This is a genomic window from Wenxinia saemankumensis (assembly GCF_900141735.1).
Classification (GTDB): domain Bacteria; phylum Pseudomonadota; class Alphaproteobacteria; order Rhodobacterales; family Rhodobacteraceae; genus Wenxinia; species Wenxinia saemankumensis.
Genome location: NZ_FQYO01000002.1, coordinates 293958 through 309083, shown reverse-complemented (window position 1 = coordinate 309083; position 15126 = coordinate 293958). Strand labels below are relative to the sequence as shown.

16 protein-coding genes are annotated in these 15126 nt (G+C 71.1%); 8 read left to right on the top strand and 8 right to left on the bottom strand.

Translation table 11 applies throughout. The features are described 5' to 3' along the window. The first annotated feature begins 15 nt into the window (after positions 1-15). The 3 genes from BUE30_RS05345 to BUE30_RS05335 all read left to right on the top strand — a co-directional run bounded on the left by BUE30_RS05345 (position 16) and on the right by BUE30_RS05335 (position 2894). Positions 16-693 (top strand): GntR family transcriptional regulator, encoded by a 678-nt coding sequence (locus BUE30_RS05345; RefSeq protein ID WP_073326822.1) that lies wholly within the window; start codon positions 16-18, stop codon positions 691-693. 72 nt (positions 694-765) lie between these two features. Then, positions 766-1134, top strand: coding sequence for a hypothetical protein (locus BUE30_RS17740; protein WP_073326821.1), 369 nt, complete (start codon positions 766-768; stop codon positions 1132-1134). A gap of 89 nt (positions 1135-1223) precedes the next feature. Continuing rightward, positions 1224-2894 carry an alpha-amylase family glycosyl hydrolase gene (locus BUE30_RS05335; RefSeq protein ID WP_073326820.1) on the top strand — a complete coding sequence of 557 codons (1671 nt, stop codon included), beginning with the start codon at positions 1224-1226 and terminating at the stop codon, positions 2892-2894. 82 nt (positions 2895-2976) lie between these two features. Here BUE30_RS05335 and argF read toward each other — a convergent pair whose 3' ends face one another. The 3 genes from argF to BUE30_RS05320 form a co-directional block, all read right to left on the bottom strand. Then, positions 2977-3882 (bottom strand): ornithine carbamoyltransferase, encoded by a 906-nt coding sequence (gene argF / locus BUE30_RS05330; protein WP_073326819.1) that lies wholly within the window; start codon positions 3880-3882, stop codon positions 2977-2979. Between the two features lie 83 nt (positions 3883-3965). Continuing rightward, positions 3966-5141, bottom strand: a complete 1176-nt coding sequence (locus BUE30_RS05325; protein ID WP_073326818.1) for an aspartate aminotransferase family protein — start codon at positions 5139-5141, stop codon at positions 3966-3968. Positions 5142-5401: 260 nt separating this feature from the next. Next, complete coding sequence (locus BUE30_RS05320) at positions 5402-6223, bottom strand: ABC transporter permease (protein WP_244526277.1); 822 nt, start codon at positions 6221-6223, stop codon at positions 5402-5404. A gap of 203 nt (positions 6224-6426) precedes the next feature. Here BUE30_RS05320 and BUE30_RS05315 point away from each other — a divergent pair, with 203 nt between their 5' ends. Beyond that, positions 6427-7029 carry a GcrA family cell cycle regulator gene (locus tag BUE30_RS05315; RefSeq protein ID WP_073326817.1) on the top strand — a complete coding sequence of 201 codons (603 nt, stop codon included), beginning with the start codon at positions 6427-6429 and terminating at the stop codon, positions 7027-7029. A gap of 102 nt (positions 7030-7131) precedes the next feature. Here BUE30_RS05315 and BUE30_RS05310 read toward each other — a convergent pair whose 3' ends face one another. Both BUE30_RS05310 and BUE30_RS05305 read right to left on the bottom strand, forming a co-directional pair. Continuing rightward, positions 7132-8229 carry an endonuclease/exonuclease/phosphatase family protein gene (locus BUE30_RS05310; RefSeq protein ID WP_073326816.1) on the bottom strand — a complete coding sequence of 366 codons (1098 nt, stop codon included), beginning with the start codon at positions 8227-8229 and terminating at the stop codon, positions 7132-7134. A gap of 60 nt (positions 8230-8289) precedes the next feature. After that, positions 8290-9489 carry a mechanosensitive ion channel family protein gene (locus BUE30_RS05305; RefSeq protein WP_073326815.1) on the bottom strand — a complete coding sequence of 400 codons (1200 nt, stop codon included), beginning with the start codon at positions 9487-9489 and terminating at the stop codon, positions 8290-8292. Between the two features lie 111 nt (positions 9490-9600). Between BUE30_RS05305 and rimO the strand changes: the two genes are divergently transcribed. After that, the gene (gene rimO / locus BUE30_RS05300; RefSeq protein WP_073326814.1) at positions 9601-10977 is read left to right on the top strand and encodes a 30S ribosomal protein S12 methylthiotransferase RimO; all 1377 of its coding nucleotides are present in this window, start codon (positions 9601-9603) and stop codon (positions 10975-10977) included. A gap of 76 nt (positions 10978-11053) precedes the next feature. On the opposite strand, the gene msrB is transcribed toward rimO, so the two are convergent. After that, positions 11054-11545 carry a peptide-methionine (R)-S-oxide reductase MsrB gene (gene msrB / locus BUE30_RS05295; RefSeq protein WP_073327687.1) on the bottom strand — a complete coding sequence of 164 codons (492 nt, stop codon included), beginning with the start codon at positions 11543-11545 and terminating at the stop codon, positions 11054-11056. A 188-nt stretch (positions 11546-11733) separates the two neighbouring features. Here msrB and trhA point away from each other — a divergent pair, with 188 nt between their 5' ends. Further along, positions 11734-12390: a PAQR family membrane homeostasis protein TrhA gene (gene trhA, locus BUE30_RS05290; RefSeq protein WP_073326813.1), complete on the top strand. Its 657-nt coding sequence runs from the start codon at positions 11734-11736 to the stop codon at positions 12388-12390. 27 nt (positions 12391-12417) lie between these two features. On the opposite strand, the gene BUE30_RS05285 is transcribed toward trhA, so the two are convergent. Further along, on the bottom strand, positions 12418-13188 hold the full coding sequence (locus tag BUE30_RS05285) for a M48 family metallopeptidase (RefSeq protein WP_073326812.1): 771 nt from the start codon (positions 13186-13188) through the stop codon (positions 12418-12420). 152 nt (positions 13189-13340) lie between these two features. Here BUE30_RS05285 and BUE30_RS05280 point away from each other — a divergent pair, with 152 nt between their 5' ends. Further along, positions 13341-13592 (top strand): hypothetical protein, encoded by a 252-nt coding sequence (locus tag BUE30_RS05280; RefSeq protein ID WP_073326811.1) that lies wholly within the window; start codon positions 13341-13343, stop codon positions 13590-13592. Between the two features lie 17 nt (positions 13593-13609). On the opposite strand, the gene BUE30_RS05275 is transcribed toward BUE30_RS05280, so the two are convergent. Continuing rightward, positions 13610-13909: a DUF167 domain-containing protein gene (locus tag BUE30_RS05275; protein WP_073326810.1), complete on the bottom strand. Its 300-nt coding sequence runs from the start codon at positions 13907-13909 to the stop codon at positions 13610-13612. On the opposite strand from BUE30_RS05275, the gene BUE30_RS05270 reads away from it, so the two are divergent. Beyond that, positions 13908-15005 (top strand): class II histone deacetylase, encoded by a 1098-nt coding sequence (locus BUE30_RS05270; RefSeq protein ID WP_073326809.1) that lies wholly within the window; start codon positions 13908-13910, stop codon positions 15003-15005. The genes BUE30_RS05275 and BUE30_RS05270 overlap by 2 nt on opposite strands. Positions 15006-15126: the final 121 nt, after the last annotated feature.

Below are 15126 nucleotides of genomic sequence, written 5' to 3'. Positions count from 1 at the left end.
TGATCACAAAAGCCCATGCCGCTCGATCCCGAACCCGCTCCTCTCTCGCAGCCCCCCTCCGGCCCCGCCTCGGGCGCGGCGCATGACCGGGTCTACCGCGCACTTCGGACGCGGATCATGCACGGACAGATCGCGCCGGGCGCGGCGCTGACCCTGCGCGGCATCGCGAAAGCCTTCGGCGTGTCGATGACCCCGGCCCGCGAATCGGTGCGGCGGCTGGCGGCGGAGGGGGCGCTGACGCTCTCGGCCTCGGGCCGGGTGGCGACGCCGAGCCTGACCAACGACCGGATCGAGGAACTGGCGAGCCTGCGCGCGATGCTCGAGCCCGAACTCGCCAGCCGCGCCCTGCCCCGGGCCCATTTCGCGCTGATCGACCGGCTGGAGGCGATCAATGCGGGCGTCAGCCAGGCCGTCGCGCGGCACGATGCCAGCGGCTACATCCGCGCCAATCTCGAATTCCACCGCACGCTCTACCTCCGGGCGCAGGCCCCGGCGATCCTGGCGCTTACCGAGACGGTCTGGCTGCAGCTTGGGCCCACCATGGCCTCTCTCTACGGCCGCCTGAACCGGACCGAGCCGCCGCCGCATCACCGGCTGATCCTCGCCGCCCTGCGCGCGGGGGACGAGCCGGGCCTCCGCCTCGCGGTGCGGACCGACGCGACCCAGGGCCTGCGACTGCTGAAGGAGAAATGATCGCTGGACTTGCCTGATCGTTTCAGTCAGGAATAACGAAACCCGTCATCATTCCTGCCGGAGACCCCTCCCGTGAAAGGCTCGCATCCCGTCGGCCAACTGACCGATCTCGACCCCGCCGGCCGCGTCGCCGTGGCCGCGTTCCGCGGCGACGGGCGCGAACTCTGCCCCGCCCCCCTGCGCGATCTCTGCGCGCTCTGCGCCCGGCACGGGCGGCGCCCGCTGGCGTGCCACGGCGCGGGCTGTCCCTGCCTCGGCGGGGACGAGGCGTGCTTCGCCCGGCTGATCGAGCTCGCCGCCGGGGGCGAGCAGGAGGAGGCGCTCATGCTGGCGATGCTGCTGGTGCGCGCCGATCTCGCGCCGCTGGCGGTCGCGCTGGCGCAGCAGGCGGCGCTGGCGCTGCGGCGCGGCCCAGCTGCGCCGTCCGGCACCATCCACTAGGCGATTCGCCGCACCCCGATTGCGTTCCGCCCCGCCGGCCCCGTAACTCCCCCGTCAGGGGAGAGCGAACGGGACGAAGGGACAGCTTCATGGCCGAGACGACCACGCAGGCGGCGGGGCGCGAATGGTGGCGCGACGCGGTGATCTACCAGATCTATCCGCGCAGCTTCCAGGACGAGAACGGCGACGGGATCGGCGACCTGCCGGGCATCACCCGGCGGCTCGATCACGTCGCGGGGCTGGGCGTCGACGCGATCTGGCTCTCGCCATTCTTCCGCAGCCCCGACCGCGACATGGGCTACGACGTGTCGGGCTATACCGAGGTCTCGCCCCTCTACGGCACGATCGAGGATTTCGACGCGCTGGTGGAGCGCGCACATGCGCTGGGGCTGAAGGTCATCATCGACCAGGTCCTGTCGCATACCTCGGACCAGCATCCCTGGTTCGAGGAGAGCCGGGCCAGCCGCGACAATCCCAAGGCCGACTGGTACGTCTGGGCCGACCCGAAGGAGGACGGCACCCCGCCGAACAACTGGCTGTCGATCTTCGGCGGCAGCGCGTGGCAGTTCGACACGCGGCGGCGGCAGTATTACCTGCACAATTTCGCGGTCCAGCAGCCCGACATCAACTTCCACTGCCGCGCGGCGGTCGACGCGCTGCTCGAGACCATGGAGTTCTGGCTGAAGCGCGGCGTCGACGGCTTTCGCCTCGACACGGCCAATTTCTACGTCCACGACGCGAAGCTGCGCGACAACCCGCCCGCCCCGCGCGAGAGCTTCCCGACCAATCCCTACGAGGCGCAGGACCAGGTCCATTCCAAGACCCAGCCCGAGAATCTCGACATCCTGCGGCGGTTCCGCGGGCTGACGGACCGCTACGACGACCGGATGATGGTCGGCGAGGTCGGCGAGATGGGGATGCGCCAGGTCGAGATCATGGGCGAATACACCGAAGGCCGCGACAAGCTGCACATGGCCTATTCCTTCGCCATGCTGAGCCACGACAAAAGTGCCGCGCATTTCCGCGACACGATCTCGGCGTTCCAAACCTACGCGCCGCATGGCTGGCCCTGCTGGTCCTTCTCGAACCACGACGTGACGCGCCACGTCTCGCGCTGGACGCCGGGCGGGCGGACCCATTCGGAGGATCGCGCGACGGCGGACGCGGTAGCCCGGCAATCGATCGCGATGCTGGTCTCGTTTCCCGGGACGCTGGGCATCTACCAGGGCGAGGAGCTGGGGCAGGTCGAGACGGACATCGCCTTCGACGAGCTGCAGGACACGGCGAACATCGACTTCTGGCCGGATTACAAGGGCCGCGACGGCTGCCGCACCCCGATGGTCTGGGAGGCGGAGGCGCCCAATGCCGGCTTCTCGACCGGCACGCCCTGGCTGCCGGTCAAGGCGCCGCAGGCGGCCCGGGCCGTGGACCGGCAGGGCAATGACGGCGTGATGGCCGCCTACCGCGCCGCGCTGGCCTGGCGGAAGCAGCGCGACGAGCTGCGGCTGGGCGGGACGAGCTTTCCCGACGTGCCCGAGCCGGTGCTCGCCGTGGCCCGCAGCCATGCGGGGCGCTGCCTGACGGGGGTGTTCAACCTCGGCCCCGACCCGGTGACGCTGTCCGTCGACGGGGCGAGCGGCACCGCAGGTCCGGTGGCGGGCGAGTGGTCGGGGAGCGCGGCGGGAAACAGGCTCGTCCTGCCCGGCTGGGGCTACGCCTACCTGGAGGGGGCGGCGCCTCCCGACCTGCAGGCGGAGTGATCGCCGGGGCGCGGGATCCGTCCCGCGCCCCGGCCCGCGCCCCGGCCCGCGCCCCGGCCCGCGATTGCGCGCCGCGGTCCGATCAGACGCCGAGGCACCAGCGCATGACGGCCTTCTGCGCGTGGAGGCGGTTCTCGGCCTCGTCCCAGATCACGGAGGCGGGGCCGTCCATCACCTCGGACGTGACCTCGTCCTCGCGGTGGGCGGGAAGGCAATGCATGAAGAGCGCGTCGTCCTTGGCCTTGCGCATCAGGTCGGCCGTCACCTGGTAGCCGCGCAGCTGGTTGTGCCGCCGCTCGCGCGCGCTCTGCGGATCGTGCATCGAGACCCAGGTGTCGGTGACGACGAGGTCGGCGCCCTCCACTGCCTTTGCCGGGTCGCGCTCGACGGAATAGAGGCCGTCGAGGGCCTTCTCGGGATCGAGCGGTTCGGGCCCCGTGAAGACGAGCTCGAAATCGAACTGCTTCGCCGCATGGGCGAAGCTGGCGAAGACGTTGTTGCCGTCGCCGGACCAGACCACCTTGCGCCCCCGGATCGGGCCGCGATGCTCCTCGAAGGTCATGATGTCGGCCATGATCTGGCAGGGATGGGTGCGGTTGGTCAGACCGTTGATCACCGGCACGTCCGCATGTTCGGCCATGTCGAGCAGGGTCTGCTCCTCGAAGGTGCGGATCATGATGAGGTCGACATAGCGCGACAGCACCCGCGCGGTGTCGGCGATGGTCTCGCCGTGGCCGAGCTGCATGTCCGCGCCCGACAGCACCATGGTCTGCCCGCCCATCTGCCGCACTCCAACGTCGAAGGAGATGCGGGTCCGGGTCGAGGGCTTCTCGAAGATCAGCGCCACCATCCGTCCCGCCAGCGGCTGCGCGTCGTCGGGCGTGCCCCTGGGGCGTCCGGCGCGGGCCGTCTTCATCGCGGCGGCGCTGTCGAGGATGGCGCGCAGGTCGGCAGGGTCGGTCTTGTGGATGTCGAGGAAGCTGGTCATGGCGTCGGTCCGTTTGGCGGCGGGAGGACCGGGGGTTTCACACCCCCGGACCCCCGTGGAGTATTGTCAGCAAGATAAGGGCATCAGGCGGCGGAGAGGCGGGCGGCGGCGCGGTCCAGGCGGGCGAGCGCCTCGCCGATCTCCGCCTCGGTGATCGTGAGCGGCGGCAGCAGGCGCACGACGTTGTCGGCGGCGGGCACGGTGAGGACGTGCTCGGCATAGCCGGCCTGGACGAGGTCGGCGGGGGCGATCCTGCATTTCAGGCCCCACATGAGGCCGAGGCCGCGCACGCTGTCGAACACGTCCGGGTGGGACGAGACGAGGCCCTGCAGCCCCTGGTGGAGATGCGCGCCGCGGGCGCGGACCCCCTCGAGGAAGCCGTCCCCGGTCATCACCTCGACCACCCTGGCGGCCACGGCGCAGCCGAGCGGGTTGCCGCCATAGGTGGAGCCGTGGGTGCCGGCGCTCATCGAGGCGGCGGCCTCTTCGGTCGCGAGGACGGCGCCGATCGGGAAGCCGCCGCCGATCCCCTTGGCCACCATCATGATGTCGGGGGTCACGCCGGCCCATTCATGGGCGAAGAGGCGCCCCGTCCGGCCCATGCCGCATTGCACCTCGTCGGCGATCATCAGGACGCCCGTCTCGTCGCAGAGATCGCGCAGCCCCTTCAGGCACTGGTCGGGCAGCGGACGGATGCCGCCCTCGCCCTGCACCGGCTCGATCATCACCGCGCCCACGTCCGGCTCGGCCATGGCGGCGCGCAGCGCGTCGTGATCGCCCCAGGGCAGCTGGGTGAACCCGGGCAGGAGGGGACCGAAGCCCTTCGTCATCTTCTCGGTTCCCGCCGCGGCGATGGCGGCGGAGGAGCGGCCGTGGAAGGCCCCGGCGAAGGCCAGGATGCGGGTGCGCTTGGGATCCTTCTGCGACCAGTGATGCCGGGCCATCTTGACCGCGAGTTCGCAGGCCTCGGTCCCCGAATTGGTGAAGAAGCAGGTATCGGCGAAGGTATGCTGGGTCAGCAGCCGGGCCAGCCGCTCCTGCTCGGGGATGCGGTAGAGGTTGGAGACGTGCCAGAGGCGCTGCGCCTGCTGCGTCAGAACCTCGACCAGCTCGGGCGCGGCATGGCCGAGCGCGTTGACCGCGATGCCGGCCCCGAGGTCGAGATAGCGGGTGCCGTCCTCCGTCTCGAGCCAGGCGCCCTGCCCCTTCGCGAAGGTCAGGGGGGCGCGGTTGTAGGTGGGAAGGACGGCGGGAATCATCGGCGGATCGCTCCTCGTGGCGGCGCGCGCGGGCGGCCCCTGAAGGGCCAAGCCATGGCGGGCGGGGCGCATCATGTCAACGTCGGGGAAAGGCCGCGGGGCAGTCGGGGGGAGTCGCAGGGGGGGGCGGCCCGGCCCCCCGGGGACGGTCAGCGTCGGCGTCGGAGCTGGAGCGTCTGCGTCGTCATGGCACCGGGCGTAGCGCGGGGCCGCCCTTCGCGCAAGTCAGGCCCTGGCGCGCCCCCCGCGGGGCGCGCGGGTCAGGCCTTCAGCCGGTAGCCCCGGCGCAGCATCTGCCAGGCCAGCAGGCAGACCACCGCGCAGGAGACGAGCAGCACGCCGAGGCCGAGCAGGGGCGAGCTGTCCGAGACACCGATCATGCCGTAGCGCACCCCGTCGATGACGTAGAAGACCGGGTTGGCGTGGCTGAGCGTCCGCAGGAGCGGCGGCATCGCCTCGAGCGAGTAGAAGGTGCCCGACAGGAAGGCGAGCGGCGTGACGATGAAGTTGGTGATGGCGGCGAGCTGGTCGAACTTCTGCGCGTAGATCCCCGCCATCAGGCCGAGCGCCCCCATCATGATCGAGCCGAGCACCGCGAAGGTCAGCGCCCAGAGCGGCTTCTCGAATCCCACGCCCAGCGCCAGCCAGGCGCCGAGCGCGATGGCCACCGCCACGATGAGGCCGCGGGCGATCCCCCCCGCGAGGTAGCCGGTCAGGATCTCGGCCGGGGAAAGCGGCGGCATCAGCGTATCGACGATGTTGCCCTGCACCTTGGCCCCGGCCATCGAGGAGGAGGTGTTGGCGAAGGCGTTCTGGATCACCGTCATCGTCATGAGGCCGGGCACGAGGAAGACCATGAAGGGCACGCCCATCACGTCGGGCCGGCCGGGGCCGATGGCGATCGAGAAGATCAGCAGGAACAGGCCCGCCGTCACCAGCGGGCCGAGGATCGTCTGCGACCAGACGTTGAGGAAGCGCTTCACCTCGCGCTCGGCCAGCGTCCAGGTCCCGATCCAGTTGACGCGCCCGAACCTGCGGGTGCCGGCCCCGATCGTCTCTCCGTCCTGCATGCGGTAGGTCATCGGCGGCCCCCTCCCCTGTCATCCGAGGGGCCCTGTCCCCTGGGGGCCGAGGTCTAGCACCCATCCCCCGGCAGGCAAGGGCGATCGGCCCGCGGCGGCGCCGCCGCGCCTTGAAACCGGGCAAGGCGGGCTGTATCTGACATGTCCTTGTGAGGCGCGGCTTCCGCGGAGCCCCGCGCCCGGCAATCAGCGAGAGGTATGGCATGTCCTGGACCGACGAGCGCGTCGAGACGCTGAAGCGGATGTGGAACGAGGGCCAGTCGGCGAGCCAGATCGCCAAGGAACTGGGCAACGTCACCCGCAACGCGGTCATCGGCAAGGTGCACCGGCTGGGCCTGTCCAACCGCAACGGCCCCGAGGCGGCCCCCGCCGCGCCCGAACCCGCGCCCCGCGCCGCCGCCGCCGCCCCGCCGCCCCCCTCCCCCGCGCCCGAGCCTGCCGCCCCCGCGGAGGAGCCGGTCGCCGAGGCGCCGCCGGCCGAGGACGCGGAGGAGGACGACGCGCCGATCCCGATGAGCGCCGCCCGCCGGGCGATCATTCCCGCCGGCCAGCCCCTGCCGCCGCAGCCCAGCGCGAACGAGATCAGCCCCGAGGCGCTCGCCAAGGTGAGCGAGGTCGAGAAGAAATCCAAGAAGCTCTCGCTGATGGAACTGACCGAACGGACCTGCAAATGGCCCGTCGGCGATCCGGCCAAGGAGGATTTCTGGTTCTGCGGCCTGCCGGCCCAGGCCGGCAAGCCCTATTGCGAGGCGCATGTGGGCGTCGCGTTCCAGCCGATGTCCTCGCGCCGGGACCGTCGCCGCTAGGCCCCCTGCCCGCCCCGTTCCGTTCCGATCTGTGGAGCCCGCCCGACCGGCGGGCTTCACTTCGTTCGGGCGAGCGGGGTTCGGGCGAGCGGGCGGCGCGGATCAGTCCTCGTCCTCCCAGTGCGAGCCGATCGCATCGCGGTCCTGCTTGCGCTCGTGCTCGGCCATCTCCTCGACCTCCTCGCGGTCTTCCTCGGTCGGCTCCTCGACTTCGGCCTCTCCGTTGCCCTCCGTTGGGGCGAGGTAGAGATCGAAGAGCATCGGGAAGTGATCCGAGCCGATCGCCGGCAGGCGGCGCATGTCGACCAGCCGGAACCGCGCATCGTGGAACAGGTGGTCGAGCGGCCAGCGCATGAAGGGGAAGCGGGCGTCGAACGTGTTGTAGAAGCCCCGCCCGACCCGCGGATCCTGCAGGCCCGAGAGGCGCTGGAAGCGACGGGTCGTGTGGCTCCACGCCACGTCGTTCAGGTCGCCGAGGACGATGCAGGGCAGCGGATCCTCGTCGACCTCGATCCCGACGAGGCCGATCTCGGCATCGCGTCCCTCGGTGCTGAAGGTCGGGACAGGCGGCTCGGGGTGGATCACGTAGAGACGCAGCCGGTCGCCGCCGACGGTAAGCGTGATCCGCGCCGAGGGCACGTCGTTGATCAGCAGTTCGCGCCATTCGACCTCGTCGAAGGCGACCTTGGAGTAGATCCCCATGCCGTAGCCGTTGTCGTGCGGCTTGAGGGCGCGGTGAGGAAAGGCCTCGTGCAGCGGCGCGAGCGCGTCGAACCATTGCTGATCGGTCTCGACCACGACGAGGATGTCCGGATCCTCGGCCACCGCCACGGCGAGCAGCCGCTCGTAGTCGCGATTCGACAGTTTCACGTTCGAGGTCATGATGCGCAGGCAGCGCTTGCGGTCCGCCGCGATGGCGGGATCGGCCCGCACCGACTGGGTGGGCATGAACGGAAAGAACCGGCTGATATAGGCCAGCTGGAAGCCGATGACGGCCAGGAGGGCCAGCCCCGCCAGCCACATGGCGTTGCCCTCGGCCCGCCAGAAGACGATCGGCAGCGTCAGCGCCGCGAGGACGATGATCTGCTGCCGGGCGAAGCTGAGCGTTCGGACGGCGCCATGCGGCAGGCGGCTGATCGGAATCACCGTCACGAGCAAGAGAAAGACGGTCAGCGACCAGGCGATCGTGTCGAGTATCATGGGTCCCCTCGTGCCGTGCGTTCGTAGGGGGATCAAGGCCCGAACGGCCTCACGGTTCCGTTAGGTCCGCTTCGGATCGGGGTCCGCGCCGCGCTCGCCCTCGGGCAGCGCCGCCTCCGGGATGCCGGAAGTGCCGTCCTCGCCGGGGCCCGGGCCGGGTCCGGGGCCGCGGGGCGGTCGGCCGGCGGCACGCTCCGTCATCGTCAGCTCGCCCCGGACACGCGGCAGCGCGCCGGGATACGCCTCCTGCAGCCAGGCGACCATCTTCTCGCGCACCTCGCAGCGCAGATCCCAGGCCGTGGGGGAATTGCGGGCGGAGAGCAGGGCGCGTACGGTGATGACCTCCTTGTCGGTCTCGGTCACTTGCAGATTCACGACCTTGCCGTCCCAGTGAGGGCTCGCCTCGGCGAATTCCTTGAGCTTTTCCCGCATCTCGCCGATCGGGGCGGTGTAGTCGAGATACCAGAAGACGGTCCCGATGATCTCGGCATTCTCGCGCGTCCAGTTCTGAAACGGCTGCTCGATGAACTGCGAGAGCGGCACGACGAGGCGGCGCAGGTCCCAGATGCGGACGACGACATAGGTCGAGGCGATCTCCTCGATCCAGCCCCATTCGCCTTCCACGATTACCACGTCGTCGATGCGGATCGGCTGGGTGATGGCGATCTGGATCCCGGCGATCAGGTTGGCGAGGACGGGCCGCGCGGCGAAGCCGAGCACGAGCCCCGCCGCCCCGGCCGAGGCGAAGAGCGACACGCCGAAGGCGCGCACCGTCTGGAAGCTGGCCAGCACCGCGCCGAGCGTCACCAGCACGATCACCACCCGCCCGGCGGCACGCAGTACCCGCATCTGCGTCGCCTGCTTGCGCGCGGCGAGGTTGTCCTCGGCCTCGAGCGCGAGGTTGTCGGTCGCCCGGTGGACCGCCGTCTCGAGCGCGATCAGGCACATCCAGCCGATGATGACGATCAGAAGGGCGAAGGCGGTCTTGCCCAGCGCGTAGGTCCAGTCCGGCGGCAGGTCGGCCACATTGACGAGGACGCTCGCCATGACCGCCATCGCCGCGAGGCGGGCGGGACGGCGCAGTCGGGGGATCACCTGCGCCCACAGACCGCGGGACGGGGCGATGCGCAGGATCAGCGGCCAGAGCAGCGCGTGCAGTCCCCAAGCGGCCGCCATGCCTGCAAGCACGATGAGTACCGCCCACAGCGTCTCGGGCAGGAGGGCGCGGCTCTCGGCCAGCGCCTCTTCGATCAGGTTCATGTCGCGGCCCGTGTCGTCTGGCGCCTCCCTCGCCGGGCGAGGATAGGCCGGTTCACGACAGGTTCAACGCGCCCGCTTCCGCCGCCGGCCGGGCCCCGCTATGAGGCGGGCATGACCCAGAACCCCCCCGATCTCCGCCCCGACCTCGCCAATGCGCGCCTGTCGCGCGATCTCGGCACCGTGCGTCCCGCCGGGCAGCCGACGATCGGCATGGTCTCGCTCGGCTGTCCCAAGGCGCTGGTGGACAGCGAGCGGATCCTGACGCGGCTGCGGGCCGAGGGCTACGCGATCTCGCCCGACTACGCGGGGGCCGACGCGGTGATCGTGAACACCTGCGGCTTCCTCGACAGCGCCAAGGCCGAGAGCCTGTCCGCGATCGGCGAGGCGCTGGCCGAGAACGGGCGCGTCGTCGTCACCGGCTGCCTGGGGGCCGAGCCCGACTACATCACCGGGGCTCATCCCAGGGTTCTCGCCGTCACCGGGCCGCATCAATACGAGCAGGTGCTGGACGCGGTGCACAAGGCGGTGCCGCCCGCGCCCGATCCCTTCGTCGACCTGCTGCCCGCGCGCGGCGTCAGCCTGACGCCCCGGCATTACAGCTATCTCAAGATCTCCGAGGGCTGTAACCACAAGTGCAGGTTCTGCATCATTCCCGACATGCGCGGCCGGCTGCAATCGCGCCCCCACAGGGCGGTCATGCGCGAGGCCGAGAAGCTGGTCGAGGCCGGGGTGCGGGAACTGCTGGTCATCAGCCAAGATACCAGCGCCTACGGCACCGACTGGAAGGACCGCGAGGACAAGGCCCCGATCCTGGCCCTGGCCCGGGATCTCGGCAGCCTCGGCGCCTGGATCCGCCTGCACTACGTCTATCCCTATCCCCATGTGCGCGAGCTGATCCCCGCGATGGCCGAGGGCGGCGTCCTGCCCTATCTCGACATCCCCTTCCAGCACGCCCACCCGGACGTGCTGCGCCGCATGGCGCGTCCCGCCGCGGCGGCCCGGACGCTGGACGAGATCGCCGCCTGGCGGCGCGAATGCCCGGACATCACGCTGCGCTCGACCTTCATCGTCGGCTATCCCGGCGAGACCGAGGCGGAGTTCGAGACGCTGCTCGACTGGCTGGACGAGGCGCAGCTCGACCGGGTGGGGTGCTTCCAGTACGAGAACGTCGCGGGCGCACGGTCGAACGACCTGCCGGACCACGTGCCGGACGAGGTGAAGCAGGACCGCTGGGATCGCTTCATGTCAAAGGCGCAGGCCATTTCGGAGGCGAAACTGGCCGCGAAGGTGGGAAAGGTGATGGACGTCATCGTGGACGAGATCGACGAGGACGGCATCGCGACCTGCCGGACGAAGGGCGATGCGCCCGAGATCGACGGAAACCTCTTCATCGACGAGGAGACCGACGGGCTGACCCCCGGCGACATCGTGCCCGTCGAGGTGGACGAGGCGGGAGAATACGACCTCTGGGGCCGGCTGGCGGGCTGACGCGCCCTTCCGGCGAGCGGAACGCCCGCCCCGGTCCTTGCCGGGGCGGGCGTCCATCGGGCGAAAGGCGGCCGGGTCAGGCGGCGACGAAGGTCAGCGCGACGCCGTTCAGGCAGTGGCGCTTGCCCGTCGGGGCCGGGCCGTCGTCGAAGATGTGGCCCAGATGCCCGCCGCAATTCGAGCAATGCACCTCGGTCCGCGGCAGGACGAGCTTGTAGTCGGCCTTGGTCCCGATCGCGGCCTCGTCCACCGGCGCCCAGAAACTCGGCCAGCCGGTTCCGCTGTCGTATTTCGTGTCGGACGGGTAGACCGCCTGCTCGCACCCCGCGCAATGGAACATGCCGGCGCGCTTCTCGTCGTTGAGCGGGCTGGAATAGGCGGGTTCGGTCGCCTCTTCGCGCAGCACGGCGAACTGGCTGTCGGTCAGCCGCTCGCGCCATTCGGCCTCGCTCAGCTCGAAGGGAAAGTCGCCCGGATCCTGCGCCTGCGCGACCTGGCCGACGACGTAGCTGCCGCCGACGACCGCGGCCACGCCCGCGCTGCCCAGAAGGAACTTGCGTCTGTCGATCTGCATGTCGTGCCTCCATTCGTGTCGCGTGGAGCCACGGCGGGCGGGACGGACAAGTTGCATCCGGCGCGCCGTGGCGTCCTGCTCCCGTGATCTATGAACGATTCCAGCAGGGTCTAGATAACAAGCCCGTCAAATTCCGTTCCGGCCTTCGCGATTTCGACATCGAGCGGCGCTATATCCCCCCCATGACGATGATTCCGCGCTACCAGTATCCCCGCTACGCCCGGTCCGAGAGGATCGCCGACGGCGTGATCCACCTCGCCGGGGTGATCTTTGCCCTGTCCGGGGCGGTGCTGCTGATCGTGATCGGCGCACTGCACCTCGGCGGCGCGCATGTCGCGGCGTTGTCCGTCTACGGCGCGGCGCTTGTCGCGTCCTTCACCGCCTCGGCGATCTACCATTTCACCCCGTGGGAGGCGGCGCGCCCGCTGTTCCGGCGGCTGGATCACGCGGCGATCTTCCTCAAGATCGCGGGCACCTACACGCCGCTCGCGGTGCTGATCGGCGGACCCTTCGCCTATGCCGTGCTGGCGCTGGTCTGGGTGCTGGCGCTGGTCGGCATGGCACGGAAGCTGTTCTTCTGGACCAACGGCGCCTCGTCCTCGGTCTTCTACCTCGTGCTCGGCTGGCTGTCGCTGGCGCTGATCTGGCCGCTTGCCCAGACGGTGGGCTGGCCCGCACTCGCCCTCATCGCGGCGGGCGGCGCGCTCTACACGGGGGGCGTCGTCTTCTTCAACTGGGAGGGGCTGAAATACTCCCTCGCCATCTGGCACGGCTTCGTCCTCGCGGCATCGGCCTGCTTCTTCGCGGCCATCGCCGGCAGCGTCTTTGCCGCGGCCTGACCGGCCCGGCCCACCGGCGCGTGCGGGCTAGTAGCCCAGGCGCGCGGCCGTCTGCTGCACGATCGCCAGCCGCTGCGCGTTCGGGGGGTGGGTGCCGAGGAACCGGTCGCCCGGATCCGGCAGGCGGAAGAAGAAGCGCGACCCGACCAGCGGATCGTATCCGGCCTCGGCCGTGATCACGGTGCCGAGGGCATCGGCCTCCAGCTCGAAATCCCGGCTGTAGGTCCGCGCGCCGACGACCGCGCCCATCTGCTGCGCGGTGCGGATCGCCTCGTCCGTGGCGCCCCCCGCCCCGGCGAGCTGGCCGAACACCGTGGCCCCGAGCGTGGCGTATTCGCGCTGCCGGGCGAGGTGCCCCTCGATATGGTGAGCCGCCTCGTGCGCGATGATGAAGGCCATCTCGTCCGCGTTCTCGACCTGCCCCAGAAGCGAGACGGTGAAGGCGATGATCGGCCGGCCGCGGCGATCCTCGGTCTGGAAGGCGTTGGGCGGGGCGCCGGTCCGGTCGTCGAGCACGATCTGGAAGTCGCAATCGACCCCCGGGCCCGCCTGCCGCAAGCAGGCCGCCTCGGCCGCCGGCTCGACCCGGTCGGCCACCGCGACGAAGGCCCGGGCGAGGCCCTGGATCCGCCCGTCGAGGCTGGCGGGCGAGGGGGGCACGGCGCCGGCCGGCACGCTGCGGTCGCCGACCACGACCACGTCCGACGGCGCGACCCCGGTGGGGGCGGGGGCGGGCGCGGCGCAGGCGGAGAGGCCCGCGAGCGCGGTGATCAGGGCGGCCAGGCGGCGTGTCGTCATGTGGGCATCCCTCGTCGCGCGTCGGTCGCGGGTCACGGCTGCCATCCTATCCCGCCGCGCCGCGCGGGGCCACTCGCGTCTGCGCGAGGGAGCGGCGCGGAGCGGTCGCGACCGGCTTGTGAGCGTGCGCCCCCTCCCCTACGCTGGCCCCCATGTTCAGCATCGAGCACGATTTCGACGCGACGGTCATCACGCTCGTCGACGAAGGCGCCGCCCCCCTGAAGGAGGACGTGACGATCTGCGCCTTCGAGGATTGCATCACGCTCGAACAGCTCGACCCGCGGACCGATCAGGTGGTGACGATCACGCTCTCGATCGCGCAGGCCCGCGATCTCGGCGCGGCGCTGAACCTGCCGGAGGGAATCTACCGCCTGCGCGAGAACCGCCCCGCGCGCGGGGGCTGACCCGCCCGGCCGGGCCGTCAGTCCAGCCGGAACACCTTGGTCCGCGCCGCCCTGCCCCGCAGCAGCGTCAGCCGCAACGGCGCCACGCCCAGCGCCCGCGCCAGCTGCCGCGCGACGGCAGCGGTCGCGCGCCCGCCCTCGGCCGGCTCCGTCGTCTCGACCCGCAGCGGGCCCTCCCCTTCGGTGACCGCGTCGCGCCGTCCCCCCGGCCGGGCCGTCACCTCGAAGGTCGCGCCCGGGATCGCGCGGGCGGCGAGCGCGCCTTTTCCGGCCGCCTTCCTTGCGTCCGGGGCCGCGGGGCGGCAGGGTCCGGGCATGACGACGGGTTTCTTCACGGACGAGCGCTGCTTCTGGCACGGGGGCGGCTATTACGCGAACATGATGCCGGTGGGTGGAATGGTCCAGCCGATGGCCTCGGGCGGGCTGCCCGAGAATCCCGAGACCAAGCGGCGCCTTCGCAACATGATGGAGGTGTCCGGCCTGCTGGCCGAGCTCTCCGTCCGTTCCGCCGCGCCGGCAAGCCGGCAGGAGCTGGAGCGGGTCCACGACCCCGCCTATCTCGACGAGTTCCGGCGCGTCTCGGATGCGGGCGGGGGCGAGATCGGGCTGCGCGCACCCTTCGGCCCCGGCGGCTACGAGGTGGCGGCCCTGTCGGCGGGGCTGGCGCGGGACGCGCTGCTGGCGGTCCTGTCGGGCGAGCTCGAGGCCGCCTACGCCCTGTCGCGCCCGCCGGGACATCATGCGACGCGGGACTGGGCGAACGGGTTCTGCCTGATCAACAACATCGCCGTGGCGGTGGAGGCGGCACGCGCCGCCGGCCTTGCCCGCCGGATCGCGGTGCTCGACTGGGACGTGCATCACGGCAACGGGACCGAGGCGATCTTCCTCGACGATCCCGACATCCTCACCCTGTCGCTCCACCAGGAGCGGAACTACCCGCTCGACACCGGCGGGGCGGAGGTGCGCGGCGCGGGCGGCGCGAACGTCAACGTCCCGCTGCCCGCGGGCACCGGCCATGCCGGCTATCTCGAGGCGATGGAGCGGATCGCCCTCCCCGCGATCCGCGCGCATCGGCCGGAGGCGATCGTCGTCGCCTGTGGCTTCGACGCCGCGCCGATCGACCCGCTGGGGCGGATGCTCGCCACGGTCGAGACCTACCGCCACATGACCCGCGCCGTGCAGACGCTGGCGCGCGAGATCTGCGACGGCCGGCTCGTCCTCGTCCACGAGGGGGGGTATTCCGAGCTCTACGTTCCGTTCTGCGGCCATGCCACGATCGAGGAGCTGTCCGGCAGCGCGATCCGCGTCGCAGACCCGATGGCGGCGACCTACGCCGCGCGGCAGCCGGGACCGGCCTTCGACGGCTTCGTCTCGGACTGGATCGGCGGTCTGGCGCGGACGCTCGGGATTTGACGCCGGGCGGGGTTGCCCCATCGTCAGGAGGGCCGCTATGGCCGGCCCGGGCGCCGCACCCGCCCGAAGCCGTTCCTGCCCCCCGTTCCTGCCCCCGTCCCTGTCCGACGCGAGTCCCCGC